Below are 17,890 nucleotides of genomic sequence, written 5' to 3'. Positions count from 1 at the left end.
TTCTTCCGCCCGCTTGGCAAGGCCGTCGTGCAGCTTCCGCAGCAGTTCGCGGCGCTCGGCCCGGCTGGTGGCCGCCCACGCCGCGAACGCCTCCCGCGCCGCCCGGACCGCCCGATCGACGTCCCCGGCCGTGCCCTCCGGAACGCGCGCCTGAACCTGCTCGGTAGCCGGGTTCTCCACAGCGATGGTCTCCCCGGCGCTAGCCGACACCCAAGCACCTTCTATATAGAGACGATCTCGCTCTAGCATTGATTCTCCCATGTCAGCGTCGTACGGTGTGCCCTACATCTCACTTCGTCTTGCAGGATTCTATAGAGGAAGTCATCCTGTTGTCCAACCACTGACCGACTCATCGCGGAGTTGTCATGCAGGGATTGATGTTCGACAGCCAGCTGCTGCTGCACTCGCTGCTGTGGCGGACCGAACGGCTGTTCGCCGAGAAAGAGATCATCACCCGGGTCGGCCCGGGCCGATATCACCGCTACACCTACCGGGACTTCGGCAAGCGAGTCCGGCGGCTGGGGGACGCGCTGCGCAAGCTGGGCATGCGGCGGGGCGACCGGGTCGGGACACTGGCGTGGAACAACCATCGTCATCTGGAGGCCTACTTCGCGGTCCCGGGAATCCAGGGCGTGCTGCACACCATCAACCTGCGGCTCTCCCCGGCGCAGCAGAAGTTCACCATCGACAAAGTGGAAGACCGCGTCCTGCTGGTCGACGAAGACCAGCTCGACCTCGTGGCGCAGCTGGTGGACGCGGGCCTGCCGAGCGTCGAGCGGGTGATCGTGTTCTGCGACGGCCCGGTGCCGGACCACAAGATCCCGCTGCCGGTGGATTCTTACGAGGAGCTGCTCGCGGACGCGGACGAGACGATCGAGTTCGGCGAGTTCGACGAGAAGACGGCGTCGGCGATGTGCTTCACGTCGGCCACGACCGGCGACCCGAAGGGCGTCGTCTACTCGCACCGGGCGATGGTGCTGCAAGCGATGTGCCTTGCCATGCACGACAAACTGAACATGAGCGAGCATCAGGTCTGGCTCGAAGTCGCGCCGATGTTCCACTGCAACGGCTGGAATATCCCGCACACCGCATTGCTGCAGGGCGCGACGCTGGTCCTCCCGGGCGCGCATCCGCTTCCGGCGGACTACCTCGACATCATCGAAGATCTGGGTGTGACCGGCATGAATGCCGCGGTGACGATCGGCACCATGATCCGTGATGCTGTGCGCGCGGCGGATCGGCCGCGAGATCTCTCGACACTGTCGACCTTGTGGCTCGGCGGGCAGGCGCCGTCGAAGGCCGTCATGCAGTGGTTCAACGACGAGTACGACTGCGAAGTCATGCAGGGCTACGGCATGACCGAGAACTCGCCGCAGATCTGCTTCTTCGCGCTGAAGTCGACTCTGGCCGGCGGCACGGAGGACGAGATCTACACCTTGCGCCAGACCCAGGGGCTGCCGATCCCGCTGATGCAGATCAAGGTGGTCGACCAGGAATCCGGCGAAGAACTGCCGTGGGACGGCGCGAGCGTCGGCGACTTCTTCGTGCGCTCGCCGTTCACCGCCAGCGAGTACTACCGGGACGAGCGCACCAAGGACTCGATGATCGACGGCTGGCTCAAGACCGGCGACGTCGGCTGCATCGACCCGGAGGGCTACGTGCACCTCAAGGACCGGTCGAAGGACCTGATCAAGTCGGGCGGGGAGTGGATCTCCACCATCGACCTCGAGAACTCCTTGATGCTGCACCCCAAAGTCGCCGAGGCGACGGTGGTCGGGATCGAGGACGAGAGGTGGCTGGAGCGACCGCTCGCCTGCGTCGTGCGTGCCGATCCGTCGCTGACCGAAACCGAACTGCGCGACCATTTGCTGGCGCAGGGATTCGTCAAGTTCTGGGTTCCGGACCAGTTCCTGTTCGTGCCGCAGGTGCCCAAGACCAGCGTGGGCAAGTACGACAAGAAAGCGATCCGCGGCGTCGTCGCGGACGGAGGACTCGACCTGGCCCGGGAGAAGCTCGGCGCGGCGAGCGCCTGACCTGCTCGACACATCCGCTCAACGAGGAGAACCGATGTCCGAGAAAGACAAGATCAAGCTGCGCATCATCCCGACCGGCACCATGCACGCCGACCTGACCTGGCTGCTCATCGACCCGGGCCGGATGGCGACCCGGACGCAACCGGACAAGCTCAAGGACTGGGTCGAGGTCCCGACGCACGTCGTCTACATCGAACACCCGTCGGGCAAGAAGATCGTCTGGGACGCGGGCGTGCCGCGCGACTGGGAGACCCGCTGGGGCCCCACCGGGCTGGACCAGTTCTTCCCGGTCGACTCCGTCACCGAGGACATGTGGCTCGACTCCCGGCTCAAGCAACTCGGCGTCGAACCCGGCGACATCGACTACCTGCTTCTGTCGCACCTGCACATGGACCACGCCGCGAACGCGAAGCTGTGGCAGGACACCGGCACGAAACTGATCATCGACGAGGAGGAGAAGAAGGGCGCGTTCTCCTTCGACGGCTACAACAAGGGCGCGCACATCAAATCCGATTACGACGGGCTGACCTTCGACACCGTCAGCGAGGACACGGAGATCCTGCCCGGCGTCACGTTGCTTCGCACTCCCGGTCACACCTGGGGAACGATGAGCCTCAAGGTCGACCTCGCCGATTCGGGAACGATGATTTTCGCCTCGGACTCGTTGTACCTCAAGGAATCCTACGGCCCGCCCGCCATCGCGGCCGGGATCGTCTACGACACTGTCGCTTGGTTCAACTCGGTGGAGAAAATCCGTGCCATCGAGCAAAAGACCGACGCGACTGTCGTTTTCGGGCACTCCGCCGATCAACTGCGCGAACTGCGCCTCGGCCCGGACGAGTACTACACCTGACCTGCCCGGGAGGCCGGGCGCGGTTCGCCGCGCCCGGCCTCCCCGACCCGCTGACCTGAGGAGAGCGACATGCCCTTGTACGACTACCGCTGCGGGTGCGGCGTTGTCTTCGAATACTTCATGCCGTCGTGGTCCAGCCCCGACCCGGACTGCCCGAGTTGCGGCGGCGCCACGGCGCGCCGTCCGTCGGCTCCGGCTCTGCTCGGAAGCGCGAAGCCGCCCACCGCGATGTCGGCGGCGCCCCAGTCGTGGGAAGGCGTCGGCGGCGGCGACCGGGAACTGATCACCAAGTGGCGACGGGAAATGGATCGTCGGCAAGCGTTCGAAGCACGGCATCCGGAGCATCGCGAGCACCGCGACGCAGTGGCCGCGCACGAGGGCGTGTTCGAGCGCAAACCGTTGACGTACAAAGAACTCGCGACTCGTGCCGCTGCGAGCAACGACGCGACAGCGGCGGCTGCCGAGGCCGGCCGTGCCCGTCGCGGCAGCGAAAGCGCCGGTCAAGGCCCTCGGCCGTAAGCCTGGCACGACCTGGTTTTCCGCCGTGCGCGGTTCGCGAAAGGGGAGGTGCGCCCTGGTGCGGGATCCTTCCGCGGGGGAGGGCGGCTACGCTGGGGCGAACGTCCGTCGCGAAGCGCGGCGGAAGAGGCCGGAACGAGAACGGTGAGGATGTCGTGAGCGAAGCCCCGGCGGCGTCGGACGGGAAGCCGGTGTCGATCGACCCGAACCAGAAGCTGAGCCCGCAGATCAGCCGCCTCGTCCGGGAGATGATCATGAGCGGGGAAGCGTCCGGGAACACCGCGCTGCGGACCGAACACCTCGCCGCGCGGTTCGGCGTCAGCGCCACGCCGGTGCGCGAGGCCCTCATGTCCCTGTCCGGCGAAGGCCTCGTCGAGCTCCGGCCGGGGCGCGGGTTCCGCGTCGTCCAGATGAGCCGGCAGGACTTCATCGACATCTACGACGCCCAAGCCTACTTCGCCGGCGAACTCGCCGGCCGCGCCGCTCTCCGCATCACCGACGAGGACGTGGCGAAGCTGTACGAGATGCAGGAAGAGATCGTCGCGTCGATCGCCCGGGGCGACACCGCCGCCGAACGCGTCGAATGGGATCTGCACGCGCTGATCAACCGCATCGCGCAGGCCAACAAACTGCAGTGGCTTCTGCGCCTGACTGTCCGGTACGCGCCGTTCCGCGCGTGGTCGACGGTCGAGGGCTGGTACGAGGCGGCGCCCGAGGACCATCTTCCGTTGCTCCGGGGTCTCAAACACCGAAGCCCGCGCACCGCTCGCGACGCGATGACCGCGCACATCCGCAACGTCGGCGAACTCCTGGCCAATCATCTCACCGAGCGCGGCATCCTCGTCGCCGACGAGACGCCGGCGGAGGTGACCCGGTCCCGGGTCGAGGGCATTCCCGGCCCGTGGTCGACCGACGCGTTCGGCCAGTTCGAGTAACGCAGGCGGCCGCGGCCGGACGCGGTGCGCCGCAGGGGCGGTTTGCCGGCCATTCCGTGCTGGGCGGGCGAGCAGTTTCCGGGACGCGCACCCGGTCGCGGCGAACGCGTAAACGAGCTGTGCACGGGTGGCGGCTGAGCTCGGGCTCCTCCCGATGGGCACATCCCTTCGGCTCGGGATTCTCCGAGGATCCGCGTCCCGGTGAGAATCCGGAGGCCGCGCGGCCCGGCCGGGACGGGCATCCCGGGGCCGATCAGCCCCGATAGCACGCGGAATCGCCAGGAATGGCCAGTCTCGCAATGAGCTCGCGTCCGGGAAGGCGACGGTGTGCTGCCATCCAGAAAGCGGCCGACGAGGTTGCCCGGCTATTCGGACAAATCGCGTCGCAGCTTCGAGTTGTTCCGCACGAGCATGCCCGACGTCGACGTGACCACCTTTGACGAACTGGTGCAAAAAGCGAAGCTGCTGCTAGGCCTCTTCGAGGGAGCACAGTGGCGAGCGGTCCACCTGTTCGGCTCGGCTGGAGCTGCAACCAGCCTTTCGACCTAGGTGACGTGGAGCCACGGGCGTCGTAGGACGCTGGCGGCTAGTGCAACGCATGGGGGAGCGATGCATCGTGCTGGTCGATGACTGAAGGTCAGGACGATCGCCTGGAATGGTGTGTGTGAGCGAGTAGAGAGGCATGCTTTCGACGTGATTTCCCAGCTGGAATGTGACGCTGCGGCCGTGGCCGTGTCCTCTGTGGAGGACGTCTGCGGAGGCAGGCCATGTTGACCCTGCTTGAAGGCGGAGGGCCGTCGGACGACCGCTTGCGTTGGCTGACCCGGGCGATCTTCAATGAGCGATCCGCCAGGCGCACGGCCGACGAACCCAACCCCACCGCGATCACTCTTCTCGACTGGGTCGTCGACGAACTCGCAGAACTGCTGGAAGCGAACGCCAGTATCGAGCTGTCAACTTGAGGCTCGCCTGTAATGGAACTCGCGTAAGCAAGGTAGCTAGTTGGCGCGGGTGGGCCGCCGACTGGTTGCGGGTGAGGTCCGGTGTTGGACGGTGACGCCGCGGCGGGTGTCGCCGGGGAGGGGGCGGACGCGGGTGAGGTCGCGGTGGCGGGTGGAGCGCAGTTGCCAGGGGACGCTGGTGACCATGACGCCGGGTTCGAACAGCAGGCGGCCCTTGAGCCGCAGCGAGCTCTGGTTGTGGAGGGCGTTTTCCCACCAGCGGCCGACGACGTATTCGGGGATGTAGACGCAGACGACGTCGCGGGGGCTGGCGCGGCGGATGTTCGTGACGTACTGCACGACCGGGCGGGTGATCTCGCGGTAGGGCGATTCGATGACCTTGAGCGGGATTTTCATGTTCCGTTGTTCCCATTGCCGTTGCAGGTCGCGGGTGTCGGTGTCGTCGACGTTGACGGTGATCGCGGTGAGGGTGTCGGGCCGGGTGGCGCGGGCGAAGGCGATCGCGCGCTGGCTGGGTTTGTGCAGGCTGGACACCAGCACGGTCGCGTGCACGCGGCTGGGCAGCAGTTCGCTTTCCTCGTCGGGCAGGAGTTCGTCCCGGACGTGGGTGTAGTGGCGGTGGATCGCCCGCATCATGCCGTACAGCAGGGGAATGGCGATGACGACGAGGTAGGCGCCGTGGGTGAACTTCGTGATCAGGACGACGACGAGGACGATCGCGGTGAGGCCGGCGCCGAGCGCGTTGATCAGCCGGGAACGGTGGGCGGTCCGGCGTTCGCGGGGGTCGGTCGTGCCGGCGAGGACGCGGTTCCAGTGCCGGACCATGCCTGCCTGGCAGAGGGTGAAGGAGGTGAACACCCCGAGGATGTAGAGCTGGATGAGCCGCGTGGTGGAGCCGTCGAAGGCGACGGTCAGCAGCACCGCGACGCCGGCGAGCGCGACGATGCCGTTGGAGAAGGCGAGCCGGTCGCCGCGGGTGTGCAGCTGCCGGGGCAGGTACCGGTCCCGGGCGAGGATGGAGGCCAGCAGCGGGAACCCGTTGAAGGCGGTGTTCGCGGCGAGGATCAGGATGAGCGCGGTGGCCGCCTGCAGGACGTAGAACAGGAGCGCGTGGTCGCCGCCGAAGACGGCCGCGCCGATCTGGCTGATCACGGTGCGCTGCGGGTCGGTCTGGCAGTTGCCGGCGAAACCGGTGAGATCACAAGGGTTTTCCGCGATGTGCACCTTGGAGATCAAGGCGAGTGCGGTGATGCCGCCGAACATGACCACCGCGACCGCTCCCATGGCGGTCATCGTGCGCGCCGCGTTGAGCGCCTTGGGTTTGCGGAACGCCGGGACGCCGTTGGAGATGGCCTCCACGCCGGTCAGCGCGGTGCAGCCGGAGGAGAAGGAGCGCAGCAGCAGGAACACGAGCGCGAGGCCGGTCAGCCCGGCCTGTTCGGCGCGGATGTCGTAGCCGGCGCTTTCGGCGACCGGGGGGGTGCCCGGCCAGCACCCGGGCGAAGCCGGTGCCGATCACGAGCAGGACGGAAGCGATGAACAGGTAGGTGGGGGCGGCGAAAGCGCGGCCGGATTCGCGCAGGCCGCGCAGGTTCATCGCCATCAGCACCACGATGAAGCCGACGTCGAGCAGGAGCCGGTGGTCGTTCAGCTGTGGGACGGCGGAGATGATGTTGTCCACGCCGGAGGAGACCGACACGGCCACGGTCATGATGTAGTCGACCATCAGCGCCCCGGCTACGACCAGCCCCGCCGAGCGGCCGAGGTTGCGCGCGGTGACCTCGTACGAGCCGCCCCCGCTGGGATAGGCGCGCACCACCTGGCGGTAGGAGATGACGACGACGGTGAGCAGCACCGCGACCGCCAGCCCGATCCACGGAGCCAGCGCGAGGTAGGCCAGGCCGCCGATCGAGAGGATCAGCAGGATCTCCTGGGTCGCGTAGGCGACCGAGGACAGCGGGTCGCTGGCGAAGATCGGCAGGGCGAGCCACTTCGGCAGCAACGTCTCCCCGAGGGTGTCGCTGCGGAAGGGGCGGCCGACGATCAGCCGTTTGAGCCATGACGTGGGTGCGGGCACAGACCGCAGCGTCCCTCGCGAGCAAGGGAACCGGCGTAGGGATTCCGTCAAGATCCCGGCGTCGCCGTAGGGATCGCGTCAAGGTCTCCCGGCTCGGCGTCAAAGCTCTGTCAACGAGCCCGGTTTGTGGTCGATCGGGTGGTTGACTGTCCCGCCGCCTCGGTCCGAGCCGCAGGTGCACCGTCGCGGAGTTCTTGTCGTGCGCATACCCGAGGCGCTCCTCTGTTCGCCGGCTGGTCGCCTTCTCCGGCGGGCCTCGTGCGGTGCGGGCGCTGGAAAGGCTGGAAAACAGGCGGCGAATCCCGCGTCGGGGGAGTCGGTGACCATTCCGGCCAGGCCGCGACGCAGTAACGGCCGGCGGCGTGCGAAACCCCTCTCGGCACATCCGTCGGCGAGGTGCTCGACCTTGGCGGCGGCCGGCTGAACGCGCGCGGGCGGTCCTGTTCGGCGGCTACGGCGGAGCCTGGCTTCCCGCGTCCGCTGTCGTCCGTGCTCGACTGTCCGATGAGGACGTTCGGGCCGCCGGAGCCGCACTGGGCGTCGCGTCGCTGGTTGTGCTTCCCGTCCGCCAGCGCGGGGCGTGCATGGCCGAACGGCATCCCGCGCACCCGCGGGGGAACCCGATTGCCTGCCGTGCCCACGGAATCTGCGCCGAACTGCTGCCCGAGCTGATCGACCTGGACGAGTGGGGGCCGCGTGCCCGGCCCGGCGCTTCGCTTGGGCAGCCGGCAACCCGTGTCCGGCCCGCAGTCCGTCCCGGGCGAAGCAGCCGGAGCGCAAGTGCGGACCGTTCGCGACGGGGAAAGGGAACCGGGAGCACGCGGGCGGGGCCAGTTGCCCATGTGCCGTCAGGGGCGCGGAGGCGACGGGCGGGCCGGCATGGGACCGTCCCGCGGCGGTGCATCGCTGCCGTGGCCGACACCCTGAACGTGTCCGGCCGCGTCGGCGGAGGTTCCTGAAACGTGATCAGGGGCGCCCCGGGACGGTGTAGCGGTGCGCCGGTCTCCCGGCACTGCCGTATTCGAGTTCGAGATTCAGGAACCCCCGGCGGTGCAGTTCGCTGAGGTGGCGCTGCGCGGTGGGGCGGCTGATGCCGAGGGCGGCGGCGAGCGCGCCGGCGGCCAGCGGCCGGCCGGCGTCCTGGATGGTGTGCAGGACGTTGCGCATGGTCGGGGGAAGGGCGGCGGAGTTCGGGGTCGCGGCGGATCCGCGGAGGATGGAATAGAGGGAGTCCACTGTGGCCTGATCGACCTCGCCGGTGCCGGACGCCCGGTCGCGCCACTGCCGGTACGCTTCGAGTTGTTCGCGCAGTTGTGCGAAACCGAAGGGTTTCACCAGATAGTAGGCGGCGCCGAGGTGCGTCGCGGCGCGGACGGTGTCGAGGTCTCGGGACGCGGTGATCACGATGCAGCCCGGCGGGGCGGGTGTCGCGTGCAGGTCGCGCAGCAGGGCGAGCCCGTCGTCGTCAGGCAGGTAGACGTCGAGCAGCAGCAGGTCCGGCTGGACGTTCGCGACGCACGCGCGTGCCTCACGGGCGGTGTGGGCCTTGCCGACGCAGCTGAATCCCGGTACGCGGTCCACGCTGGCCGCGTGGATGGCGGCGACGCGGTAGTCGTCGTCGATCACGAGAGTCCGGATCGTCATGCGCACTCCACCGGTTCCGGCCGGACGCTCGCCGGGATGTCGGGCAAGAGGACGTCGAATCGTGCTCCGGGTCCGCTGTGGACGGTGACCGACCCGCCGGACCTGCGCGCCAGGCGGCAGACGAGGGCGAGGCCGAGACCCCGGCGCATGCCGGGGCGTGGGGATTTGGTGGTGTAGCCGTCGGCGAAGATCTCCGGCAGCGCTTCGTCGGGGATTCCGGGGCCGGTGTCGGCGACCACCACGCGCACAGCGGCGCCGAGCCGGTCGACGAGCACGTCGACTCTGCGCTCGCCCGGGCGTCCGGCCACGGCGTCGACGGCATTGTCGATGAGGTTGCCCAGGACGGTCACCAGCGGGCCGGGGTCGGTCGTGCCGAGGTCGAGCCGGGAGCCGGGGTCCACCTCGAGCCGCACGTCGCGCTCGGCGGCGATGGCCACCTTGGCGGAGAGGAGCGCGGCCAGTTCGGGAGGGGAGAAGCGGGCCCGCAGATCGGTCGCGTGCGCGGCCGGTCCGTGGGCGATCTCGGTCAGGTAGCGGCCCGCCTCGTCGATCTCCCCGAGCCCGAGGAGCCCGGAGAGCACGTGCAGCCGGTTGGCGAATTCGTGCTCCTGCGCGCGCAGCGCGGTCGTCAGTCCGGTGACGGCCTGCAGTTCGCGCACGAGGCCCTCCAGTTCGGTGCGATCCCGCAGCGTGATCACGGAGCCCGCGTCCCGTCCGGAAAGGACGACCGGCATTTTGTTGACCACCAGCAGGAATTCGCCGGTGAGCACGACCTCGTCGTCCGCGGCCGGCGCGGCGAGCAGGTCGCGGAGGCGGCCGGGCGGGACGAGCTCGCCGAGGTCGCGGCCGCGGGCCGCGGAAGGGATCGCGAGCAGCCGGCGGGCTTCGTCGTTGATCACCTCGACGCGGCCGTGCCGGTCTAGGCCGACCATGCCCTCGCGGATGCCGTGCAGCATCGCTTCGCGTTCCTGCAGCAGGGACGCGATCTCGGAGACTTCCAGCCCGAAGGTGGCGCGCTTGATCCGGCGGGCGAGCAGCCAGGAGGCGGCGACACCGATGGCGAGCGCCAGCCCGGAGTAGAGCAGGACCCACGGAATGTCGGCCGCCAGTTCGCTGGTGACTTGTTCCTCCAGGATGCCGACGGACACCTGGCCGACGACGGCGCCGTCCGGACCGCGGATCGGGGCGCGGCCGTTCGCCGACCGGCCGAGGCTCCCGTTGTCGATGCCGAGGTGGTCTCGTCCGTCGAGGGCGACGACCCGTTCCTCGAGGCGCCGGCCGATGAGCGCGGGGTTGGGATGGGAGTAGCGGAGCCCGGACCGGTCGGTGACCACGACGTACGCCGCTCCGCTTGCCCGGCGGATCAGCTCCGCCGCCGCTTGGACGGTGTGCCCGGGGTCGCGGCGCACCAGCGCGTCGCGGATGGCCGGCATTTGCGCGGTGGTGTTCGCGATGCCGAGTGCGCGCTGGCCGTACTGCGTGTCCAGCGTCTGCCCGGTCAGCTTGACGTAGAGCAGGGCGCCGGCCGCGACGGTGGCGAGCAGGATGCCCAGCACGGCGACCAGGATCTGCGAGGCGAGGGGACGTGACCGCCACATGACCGCTCCGCTCTGCCGCTCGTCACAGGGGCGTGTCGCATGACACCACGAGACGGCGCGGATGCCAAGAAGCGGCGGGCGGAACGCCCGGATAGTCCGGTCCACTGTGAACTTTACGAGCAAAAACCGCGGAAAGCGCACCATTCGCTGGTATCGCACGGAACATTCCGCCGCGCCTCCTCGGCTTTCTAGCCTCCTCCGACGGAAACGGGCAGCCGACCGAGAGGAAGCCACCGTGCACGCACCCAGACCGGGACCGCCGGCCATCGCCCTGCGGGACGTGACGAAACGGTTCGCCGCGGAAGGACCGCGGCCCTACACCGCCTTGCGCGATCTGGACCTCGAGGTGGCGCCGGGCGAATTCTGCGCCGTGGTCGGGCCCACCGGCTGCGGCAAATCCACCACCTTGACGCTGGTCGCCGGGCTGGAGCAGCCGTCGTCCGGCGCGGTCCGGGTGCACGGGGAGGAAGTTTCCGGGATCACGCCCGGCGTCGGCTTCATGTTCCAGACCGACGCCATTCTTCCGTGGAAGACCGTGCTGGACAACGTGTCCGCCGGCCCGCGGTTTCGCGGCACGCCCAAACGGACGGCGATCGCCGACGCGCGGGACTGGATCCGCCGGGTCGGGCTGAGCGGGTTCGAGGACCGGTACCCGCACCAGCTCTCCGGCGGGATGCGCAAACGCGTCGCGCTGGCGCAGAACCTCATCAACGAACCGCGGATCCTCCTCATGGACGAGCCGTTCAGCGCACTGGACGTGCAGACGCGGGCGAAGATGTCCGACGAGCTCCTCGCGCTGTGGGAGCTCACCCGCCCGGCCGTGGTGTTCGTGACCCACGACCTGGAGGAAGCGATCGCCCTCGCGGACAAGGTGGTCGTGCTGACCGCGGGCCCGGCGGCGACGGTCAAGGCCGCGTTCGCGATCGACCTGCCCCGCCCTCGCGTCGTCCAGGAGATCCGGTTCGACGCCCGGTTCGTGGACCTCTATCAGCGCATCTGGGACGCGCTGCGCTCCGAGGTCGACCGGGCTTACGCACAGACGACCCTGGCCGGCGGGAGGGAGAAGCCGTGACCGCCGAGGTGGAATCACCGCCGGACCCGGTGCCGGCGGCCGACGCCGCCGCGCGCAGGTCGCGCGGCCGCGGCCGCGGCGTCCTGGTCCACGCGACGCAGGCGGCGGTGCTGGTGGCGGTGCTGGGCGGCTGGCAGGTCCTCGTGCAGGGCGACCAGCACGCGATCGTGCTCTACGGGCTGCCTTCGGGGATCTGGGACCGGCTGCGGTCGTGGGTCGCCGAGGGCACCGCGATCGGCTCGCTCGGCAGCCAGATCTGGACCACGCTCGAAGAGGCGCTGATCGGCTTCGCCATCGGCACCGCGGCAGGCATCGTGTGCGGCATCGCGCTGGGCCGGATCCGGTTCCTGTCCGACGTGTTCGGCCCGTTCATCAAGGTGCTCAACGCCATCCCGCGGATCGTCCTCGGCTCGGTTTTCGTGCTCGCGTTCGGGCTCGGACTGGAATCGAAGATCCTGCTGGTGATCGTGCTGGTGTTCTTCGGCGTCTTCTTCAACGCCTTCCAGGGCACCCGGGAGGTCGACCGCACTTTCATCGCGAACGCCAGCATCCTTGGCGCCTCGCGCTGGCAGGTGACCCGTCAGGTCGTGCTGCCCTCGGCGTTCACCTGGATCATCGCCAGCCTACACGTGAGTTTCGGGTTCGCGCTGATCGGCGCGATCGTCGGGGAATTCCTCGGCGGCTACGCCGGTCTCGGCGTCCTCATCAAGAACGCGCAGGGCACCTTCGACGCCAGCGGCGTCTGGGCGTCGATGGTGATCATGGGCGTCGTCGCCCTGATCGCCGAGTGGCTGATCACCCGGCTCGAGCGCCGCCTGCTGCGGTGGCGCCCCGCGCAGCTGACCGGCCCGGAGCTGTGACCGTCCCCGTGTTTACCTTACGAACAAAGGAGATCCCCGTGTCCGCGAAGAAATTGGCGGCCGCCCTCGCGGCGGCGCTGCTCGCGCTGGCCGGCTGCGCCTCGACCGCGAGTCAGAACGCAGGCACCAGCTCCACCGGCGGGACCGGAACCCCGGTGAGCATCATGGTCGGCGGCCTGAACAAGCAGATCTACCTGCCGTTCATGCTCGCCCAGCGGCTCGGCTACTACCAGAAGCAGGGCCTCAACGTGACCTTGCAGGACGAAGGAGCCGGGGTCGACGCGACGACGAACATGGTCGCGGGCAAGGTCGACGGCGTCGGCGGGTTCTACGACCACACGATCGCGATGCAGGGCCTCGGGCAGTCCATGGAGTCCGTGGTGTCGATGCTCAGCACCCCGGGCGAGGTCGAGCTGTGCCGTCCGCAGGTGCACGATCAGATCCATTCGCCGGCGGACTGGGCCGGGCGCAATCTCGGGGTCACCGACCTCGGGTCGTCGACCGACTTCCTGACCCAGTACCTCGCGCAGAAGAACGGGGTCGACCCCGCCAAGATCCACCGGGTCGGGGTGCAGGCCGGGGCCACTTTGATCGGGGCCCTGCAGCACGGCAACGTCGACTGCGCGATGACCACCGAGCCGACCGTGTCCACCGCGCTGGCCCAGGGCGCGGCCTACATCCTGCTGGACATGCGCACCGCGGCGAGCACGAAACAGCAACTGGGCGGCCAATACCCGGCGACCTCGCTGTACATGACCACGAGCTACGTCAACAGCCACGCGGAAGTGGTGCAGAAACTCGTCAACGCCTACGTCGAGACCCTGAAGTGGATCCAGGGCCACAACGGCGCGCAGGTCGCCGACGTGATGCCCGCCGACTACTACGCCGGCGCCGGGAAAGCGGCCTACGCCAAGGCATTCGACAATGAGAAGGGCATCTACAACCCCACCGGGATCATGCCGCCCGACGGTCCGGCGACCGACCTGGCGGTGCTGCAGGCGTTCAACCCGGACGTGAAGGGCAAGAAGATCGACCTCGGCAGCACCTACACCGACAAATTCGTCACGGCGGCACACTGACCGGCCGGGCCCGCGCGGTCAGCGCCGCGCGGGCCCGCCCGCCTGGTCTCGGCGAGGGACGCCGCCGCTTCGACAGGTTCCCGAGCCGTGTACAGCCGTGTCTCCGGCGTGTTCGCGCTTGCTGAGGCGTCCGAACGAGTTGCTCTCCGCAGCGTCGCGTTCGCGACCCTCGGGTCGGCGGTCCTGCGCTCCGCAGCAGCGACCCGAGACTGCACCGCTTGCAGGCGCACCGGAACCCCGAAGAGCCAGACGATCGCCCCCAGCGCGACATTCCGCTACCACTGCGGAACGCCGCGAGAGCAGCCTCGGTCCGGCAGGCGTTCCTCTGCCGCGTGCTTTCCGCGTGCCTGCGCACGAGGCAGGGCCGGTGTCATTTGAGCGCGGTCGAACCACGGTTCGCGTGCTGAAGGCGACCGGCCGCATCCGGGTCCAGGGGTCGCCATTACTTCCCGGCGGCTTCGGGCGCGTGGAACAGCTCGTGGGCGGCCTGGTCGCCGGGAAGCCCGAACGAGGTGAGCACGTTCGCCCAGCCGAGTCGCAGGCGATGCCGCCGAAGTCGGCCGGGCCGTTCCGAGCCATTCCACAATGGACGGACAGGGGGAGCGGACCCGAGAACCGTCAGCCGGCCGGTTGAGCGAGGTTTCGCCACGACGGCTCCGCCAGCCGGGCTTCGGGCGGGGCAGGCGCCGGTCAGCGGTCTGCGCGCAGGGAGTCCGGCCAGTCGAATTCCAGCGGGTTCGGGCTTGCCTGCCATTGCCTGTCGAGTTCGCGCAGGGTGTCGGTGGCGCGGGTGATGTCGGCGTCGGTCCACGGGAACGGGTCCTGAGCCAGCGCGCCCCAGCCCTCGCGCGCCTGCTCAAATGGAATCGGAAGCCGTTGCTCGACGGCTTCGTGGATGACCCCGGCCATCACTTCGGCGATCCCGATCGACCGTTTCGCGGACCTCAGGATCTTGGCGCTGCGTGCCTTCGCATCGTGGCGGGGCTTGCCTTCGGTCACGCGCATGTTGTCAAACACCGCGCCGGCCGCGATGCAGCCGAACACCCCTCCGCCCAGGCGCAGTTCCCTTTCCGCAGCCGCGTGCGCGAGGTCGTGCGGCACCCGCCATTTCCGCGAATACGACGGGAGGACGAGCGTCACGCCGTCGCCGCGGCGGACCCGCGCCACTGACTCCCCGCGCGAGGCGTGGTGGAAGGTGATGCGCATGTCGGGAGTATCGGCGTTGGGGCCGGCGGGCGGCCACTGAATATCCGCGAGGCCCGCCGCTCATCCCGGCGAACAGGCTTCGACGTCCGCGTCGTCGAGCTCGCTGCTCTGTCCTCGTCGCGCACCTGTGCTTCGGTTTCGGACCGTGCCTCGCCCGCCCAGGCCGGCTGAGCGCGAACCCGCGGCCACCGGTTTCCGAGCGCGCCGGACGCACAGGCACGGTCATCGCCGGGATTCCCCGGTTCGAGGGGGCCTTCGCGCGCTGGGCGACGGCCCAATTGCGGCTTGGCAGTCGCAGACAAGACGGCGGCGACGGTCTACTGTCTCGCGTCGCGGCGTTCGAGGGCCCGGTGCAAGGCCTCGACTCCGTACGCGTAGCCATGGATCCCGGCACCGGCGAAGACAGCTTCGGCGATTCCGGAAACGTAGGAGTGGTGCCGAAACGGCTCGCGCCGGTGGATGTTGGTGAGGTGCACTTCGGCAACGAGGAGTTCGGACGCGAGGAGTGCGTCGCGGAGGGCGACGGAAGTGTGGGTGAGCGCGCCTGGGTTGATGACGACGCCGTCGGTGTTGCCGCGGGCTTCGTGGAGGCGGTCTATCAGCGCGCCTTCCCAGTTGCTTTGCCGGAAGGCGGTTTCGTAGCCGAGGTCCTTGGCGTGTCCGGCGGCGAGTTGTTCGGCGTCGGCCAGCGTGTGCTCGCCGTAGAGGCCGGGTTCGCGGGTGCCGAGGAGGTTCAGGTTGGGGCCGTTGAGGATCAGCAGGCGGTGGTGTCGCAACGGGGGCTCCTGGGCGGGCGGCGGTTCGGCCGCCCGCCCGCGGGGGTCAGGCGGTGACGGGGCGTTCGTCGCCGGCGGGGCGGACGGCCGGGCGGCCCAGTTCGGACAGCGGCGTGCGGTAGGTCTCGCGCATGGTCAGCACGGCGAGTGCGGAGACGACGCAGGCAGCGGTGGTCAGTGCGGCGACGGGCATCCAGTTCGCGAGGCCGGGGCCCGCGAGGGCGGCGGCGACCGAGGGCGCGAAACCGCCGAGCGCGAAGCCGAATTGCGTTCCGACGGCGACTCCGGACATGCGGACGCGGGTGCCGAACTGTTCGGTCCACAGCGCGTATCCGACACCGCCGTAGGCGCTGTACACGATGCCCGACAACAGGATTCCGACGACGAAGACGAGAGGCAGGTTGTCCTGGCTGACCGCCCAGATGAACGGCCAGATCAGCACGGCCACTCCGAGGGAGCCGAAGAGGAACACGGGTTTGCGGCCGAACCGGTCGCCCGCTTTGCCGAACAGCGGGATCGCCACGAGCGCGACGATGTTCCCGGTCATGATCATCCACAGCAGCGCGGTCCGGGACATGCCGATGGTGGAGGCCCCGTAGGTCAGCGAGTAGATGGTGACGATCGTGCTGGACACCGACACCAGCGCGCTGAACACGATTTTGAGCACGTCGGGGGTGTGGTGGCGCAGCAGCACGGCGAGCGGGGCCTTGGCCGCGGCGCGATGCTGCTGCGCGGTCTCGAACTCCGGGCTTTCGTGCAGGGACCGCCGGATCCACCAGCCCGCCACGGTCACCGCTGCGCTGAGCAGGAACGGGATCCGCCAGCCCCAGGTGAGCAGTTCCTCGCTCGGCAGCGCGGAGATCGGCAGGAACACCGCGGTGGCGAGGATCAGCCCGAACTGCGTTCCGGCGAGGGTGAAGCTGGTGAAGTAGGCGCGTTTGCCGGGCGGGGCGTGCTCGAGGGTGGTCGAACCGGCGCTCGACTGTTCGCCGGCGACCACGAGACCCTGCACCAGCCGCAACACGAGCAAGAGGACCGGTGCGGCGAATCCGATCGAGGAGTATCCGGGCAGGACGCCGATGAGGAAGGTCGCCGCGCCCATCCCGGACAGGGTCAGCAGCAGCACCCGCTTCCGGCCGATCGTGTCGCCGAGGTGCCCGAAGAGGAACGAGCCGACCGGGCGGGCGACGTAGGCGACGCCGAAGGTGGCGAGCGAGGCGACGGTCGCGGCGGCGGCGTTGCCGTGCGGGAAGAACACCTTCGGGAAGATCAGCGCCGCGGCGGTGCCGTAGATGAAGAAGTCGTAGTACTCGAGGGCGCTGCCGATCCAGGAGGACACGGCGGCTTTGCGCGGGGTGCGGCTGGGCGTGTCCGGCGTGGCCGGATCCGGGCGCAGGACGGCGTCGTCCACGTCTGCCTCCTTGGCGGCCGCGCGGCGGCCGGGGGTTCGTCCACTCGGAATGTACCGACTGGTTATGTACCGGATGGTGAGTTAGTGAACCCCGCGGTGTCAAGGCCCGGCTGCGGATCCGGCGCGGCTCAGGCCCGGCCGACGTGCGCGGTGAGGTACTCCAGGACCAGGTCGCCGAGCATCCGCCGGTAGTGCTCGCGGCGGGCCGGATCCAGCAGGTCCCGGTCGAAGATGGCCTGGAAGGTGTGCTGGTTGGCGGTCCGGAACACGCAGAAGGCGCTGATCATCATGTGCACGTCGAGCGCGTCGACGTCGTCGCGGAACAGCCCGGCCGCGCGGCCGCGGTCGAGGATGCCGCCGAGCACGTCCACGGCGGGCGCGGCGAGCCCGGGCAGGATGGGCGAGGTCCGCAGGTGCTCGGCGTGGTGGATGTTCTCGATGCCGACGAGCCGGATGAACGCGGGATGCGATTCGTGGTGGTCGAAGGTCAGCTCGGCGAGCGCGCGCATGGCGCGGGCCGGGTCGAGATGGTCGACGTCCAATTGCTGTTCCAGTGCCCGGATGCCCTGGTAGGCGTGCTCGAGGACGGCTACATAGAGGCCTTCTTTGCTGCCGAAGTAGTAGTAGATCATCCGCTTGGTGGTGCGGGTGCGGGCGGCGATCTCGTCGACGCGCGCGCCGTCGTACCCGCGGTCGGCGAACTCCCCGGTGGCGATGTCGAGAATCTCCGCGCGGGTGCGTTCGGCGTCGCGCTGCCGTTCCGCGGGCCCGTCCGGCTGGGCGGGGACCGGGCCGTCCTGGGCTGCTGTGCTCACGCCGCCGAGGATATCCGCCGGACGGCTTCCCTTCCGCGCTCCGACACGGT

Annotated in this window: 16 protein-coding genes and 1 pseudogene; 9 read left to right on the top strand and 8 right to left on the bottom strand. The window is 69.1% G+C overall.

Annotated elements, in window-relative coordinates; all coding sequences use genetic code 11:
* A partial coding sequence (locus tag WA670_RS32030; protein WP_336159855.1) for an aldehyde dehydrogenase family protein occupies nucleotides 1–210 on the bottom strand: 210 nt, incomplete at its 3' end.
* 155 nt (nucleotides 211–365) lie between these two features.
* Between WA670_RS32030 and WA670_RS32025 the strand changes: the two genes are divergently transcribed.
* The 6 genes from WA670_RS32025 to WA670_RS32000 all read left to right on the top strand — a co-directional run bounded on the left by WA670_RS32025 (nucleotide 366) and on the right by WA670_RS32000 (nucleotide 5,302).
* Entirely contained in the window at nucleotides 366–2,033 is a 1,668-nt protein-coding gene (locus WA670_RS32025) for a long-chain fatty acid--CoA ligase (RefSeq protein ID WP_336159854.1), read from the top strand.
* 34 nt (nucleotides 2,034–2,067) lie between these two features.
* The gene (locus WA670_RS32020) at nucleotides 2,068–2,886 is read left to right on the top strand and encodes an N-acyl homoserine lactonase family protein (RefSeq protein WP_336159853.1); all 819 of its coding nucleotides are present in this window, start codon (nucleotides 2,068–2,070) and stop codon (nucleotides 2,884–2,886) included.
* Between the two features lie 69 nt (nucleotides 2,887–2,955).
* A complete protein-coding gene (locus WA670_RS32015) occupies nucleotides 2,956–3,405 on the top strand; it encodes an FmdB family zinc ribbon protein (protein ID WP_336159852.1) in 450 nt (149 codons plus the stop codon).
* Between the two features lie 155 nt (nucleotides 3,406–3,560).
* Nucleotides 3,561–4,340, top strand: coding sequence for a GntR family transcriptional regulator (locus WA670_RS32010; protein WP_336159851.1), 780 nt, complete (start codon nucleotides 3,561–3,563; stop codon nucleotides 4,338–4,340).
* 327 nt (nucleotides 4,341–4,667) lie between these two features.
* Nucleotides 4,668–4,889, top strand: coding sequence for a hypothetical protein (locus tag WA670_RS32005; RefSeq protein WP_336159850.1), 222 nt, complete (start codon nucleotides 4,668–4,670; stop codon nucleotides 4,887–4,889).
* A 218-nt stretch (nucleotides 4,890–5,107) separates the two neighbouring features.
* Nucleotides 5,108–5,302: a hypothetical protein gene (locus WA670_RS32000; RefSeq protein ID WP_336159849.1), complete on the top strand. Its 195-nt coding sequence runs from the start codon at nucleotides 5,108–5,110 to the stop codon at nucleotides 5,300–5,302.
* A gap of 36 nt (nucleotides 5,303–5,338) precedes the next feature.
* On the opposite strand, the pseudogene WA670_RS31995 reads toward WA670_RS32000, so the two are convergent.
* The 3 genes and pseudogenes from WA670_RS31995 to WA670_RS31985 all read right to left on the bottom strand — a co-directional run bounded on the left by WA670_RS31995 (nucleotide 5,339) and on the right by WA670_RS31985 (nucleotide 10,621).
* Nucleotides 5,339–7,379 (bottom strand): annotated as a pseudogene (locus WA670_RS31995) (APC family permease).
* Between the two features lie 966 nt (nucleotides 7,380–8,345).
* On the bottom strand, nucleotides 8,346–9,023 hold the full coding sequence (locus WA670_RS31990) for a response regulator (RefSeq protein WP_275290854.1): 678 nt from the start codon (nucleotides 9,021–9,023) through the stop codon (nucleotides 8,346–8,348).
* Nucleotides 9,020–10,621, bottom strand: a complete 1,602-nt coding sequence (locus WA670_RS31985) for an ATP-binding protein (RefSeq protein ID WP_275290855.1) — start codon at nucleotides 10,619–10,621, stop codon at nucleotides 9,020–9,022. Before WA670_RS31985 ends, WA670_RS31990 begins: the two co-directional genes overlap by 4 nt.
* Before the next feature lie 235 nt (nucleotides 10,622–10,856).
* Here WA670_RS31985 and WA670_RS31980 point away from each other — a divergent pair, with 235 nt between their 5' ends.
* The 3 genes from WA670_RS31980 to WA670_RS31970 are packed head-to-tail and all read left to right on the top strand — an operon-like array spanning nucleotide 10,857 to nucleotide 13,632.
* Entirely contained in the window at nucleotides 10,857–11,693 is an 837-nt protein-coding gene (locus WA670_RS31980; protein ID WP_442893141.1) for an ABC transporter ATP-binding protein, read from the top strand.
* Nucleotides 11,690–12,553 (top strand): ABC transporter permease, encoded by an 864-nt coding sequence (locus WA670_RS31975; RefSeq protein WP_336159848.1) that lies wholly within the window; start codon nucleotides 11,690–11,692, stop codon nucleotides 12,551–12,553. The genes WA670_RS31980 and WA670_RS31975 overlap by 4 nt, the downstream gene beginning before the upstream one ends.
* A 38-nt stretch (nucleotides 12,554–12,591) precedes the next feature.
* A complete protein-coding gene (locus WA670_RS31970; RefSeq protein ID WP_336159847.1) occupies nucleotides 12,592–13,632 on the top strand; it encodes an ABC transporter substrate-binding protein in 1,041 nt (346 codons plus the stop codon).
* Between the two features lie 690 nt (nucleotides 13,633–14,322).
* Here the strand turns inward: WA670_RS31970 and WA670_RS31965 are convergent.
* The 4 genes from WA670_RS31965 to WA670_RS31950 all read right to left on the bottom strand — a co-directional run bounded on the left by WA670_RS31965 (nucleotide 14,323) and on the right by WA670_RS31950 (nucleotide 17,840).
* Nucleotides 14,323–14,838: a hypothetical protein gene (locus WA670_RS31965; protein WP_336159846.1), complete on the bottom strand. Its 516-nt coding sequence runs from the start codon at nucleotides 14,836–14,838 to the stop codon at nucleotides 14,323–14,325.
* A gap of 317 nt (nucleotides 14,839–15,155) precedes the next feature.
* Nucleotides 15,156–15,614, bottom strand: coding sequence for a type II 3-dehydroquinate dehydratase (locus WA670_RS31960; protein WP_336159845.1), 459 nt, complete (start codon nucleotides 15,612–15,614; stop codon nucleotides 15,156–15,158).
* A gap of 46 nt (nucleotides 15,615–15,660) precedes the next feature.
* Nucleotides 15,661–17,025: an MFS transporter gene (locus tag WA670_RS31955; protein WP_275290861.1), complete on the bottom strand. Its 1,365-nt coding sequence runs from the start codon at nucleotides 17,023–17,025 to the stop codon at nucleotides 15,661–15,663.
* 128 nt (nucleotides 17,026–17,153) lie between these two features.
* The gene (locus WA670_RS31950; protein WP_275290862.1) at nucleotides 17,154–17,840 is read right to left on the bottom strand and encodes a TetR/AcrR family transcriptional regulator; all 687 of its coding nucleotides are present in this window, start codon (nucleotides 17,838–17,840) and stop codon (nucleotides 17,154–17,156) included.
* Between the last annotated feature and the right edge of the window lie 50 nt (nucleotides 17,841–17,890).

It is taken from the genome of Amycolatopsis sp. VC5-11 (genome assembly GCF_037034185.1).
Taxonomy (GTDB): Bacteria; Actinomycetota; Actinomycetes; order Mycobacteriales; family Pseudonocardiaceae; genus Amycolatopsis; species Amycolatopsis nivea.
Note: the sequence above shows the minus strand (reverse complement) of the source record. Positions and strands in the feature narration are given on the sequence as shown.

What these genes read in the sequence shown, in the direction of transcription:
- WA670_RS32015 (WP_336159852.1), top strand. Translation starts at nt 2,956, where the DNA reads ATGCCCTTGTACGACTACCGCTGCGGGTGCGGCGTTGTCTTCGAATAC.
- WA670_RS31985 (WP_275290855.1), bottom strand. Translation starts at nt 10,621, where the DNA reads ATGTGGCGGTCACGTCCCCTCGCCTCGCAGATCCTGGTCGCCGTGCTG.
- WA670_RS32020 (WP_336159853.1), top strand. Translation starts at nt 2,068, where the DNA reads ATGTCCGAGAAAGACAAGATCAAGCTGCGCATCATCCCGACCGGCACC.
- WA670_RS32025 (WP_336159854.1), top strand. Translation starts at nt 366, where the DNA reads ATGCAGGGATTGATGTTCGACAGCCAGCTGCTGCTGCACTCGCTGCTG.
- WA670_RS31990 (WP_275290854.1), bottom strand. Translation starts at nt 9,023, where the DNA reads ATGACGATCCGGACTCTCGTGATCGACGACGACTACCGCGTCGCCGCC.
- WA670_RS31965 (WP_336159846.1), bottom strand. Translation starts at nt 14,838, where the DNA reads ATGCGCATCACCTTCCACCACGCCTCGCGCGGGGAGTCAGTGGCGCGG.
- WA670_RS32000 (WP_336159849.1), top strand. Translation starts at nt 5,108, where the DNA reads ATGTTGACCCTGCTTGAAGGCGGAGGGCCGTCGGACGACCGCTTGCGT.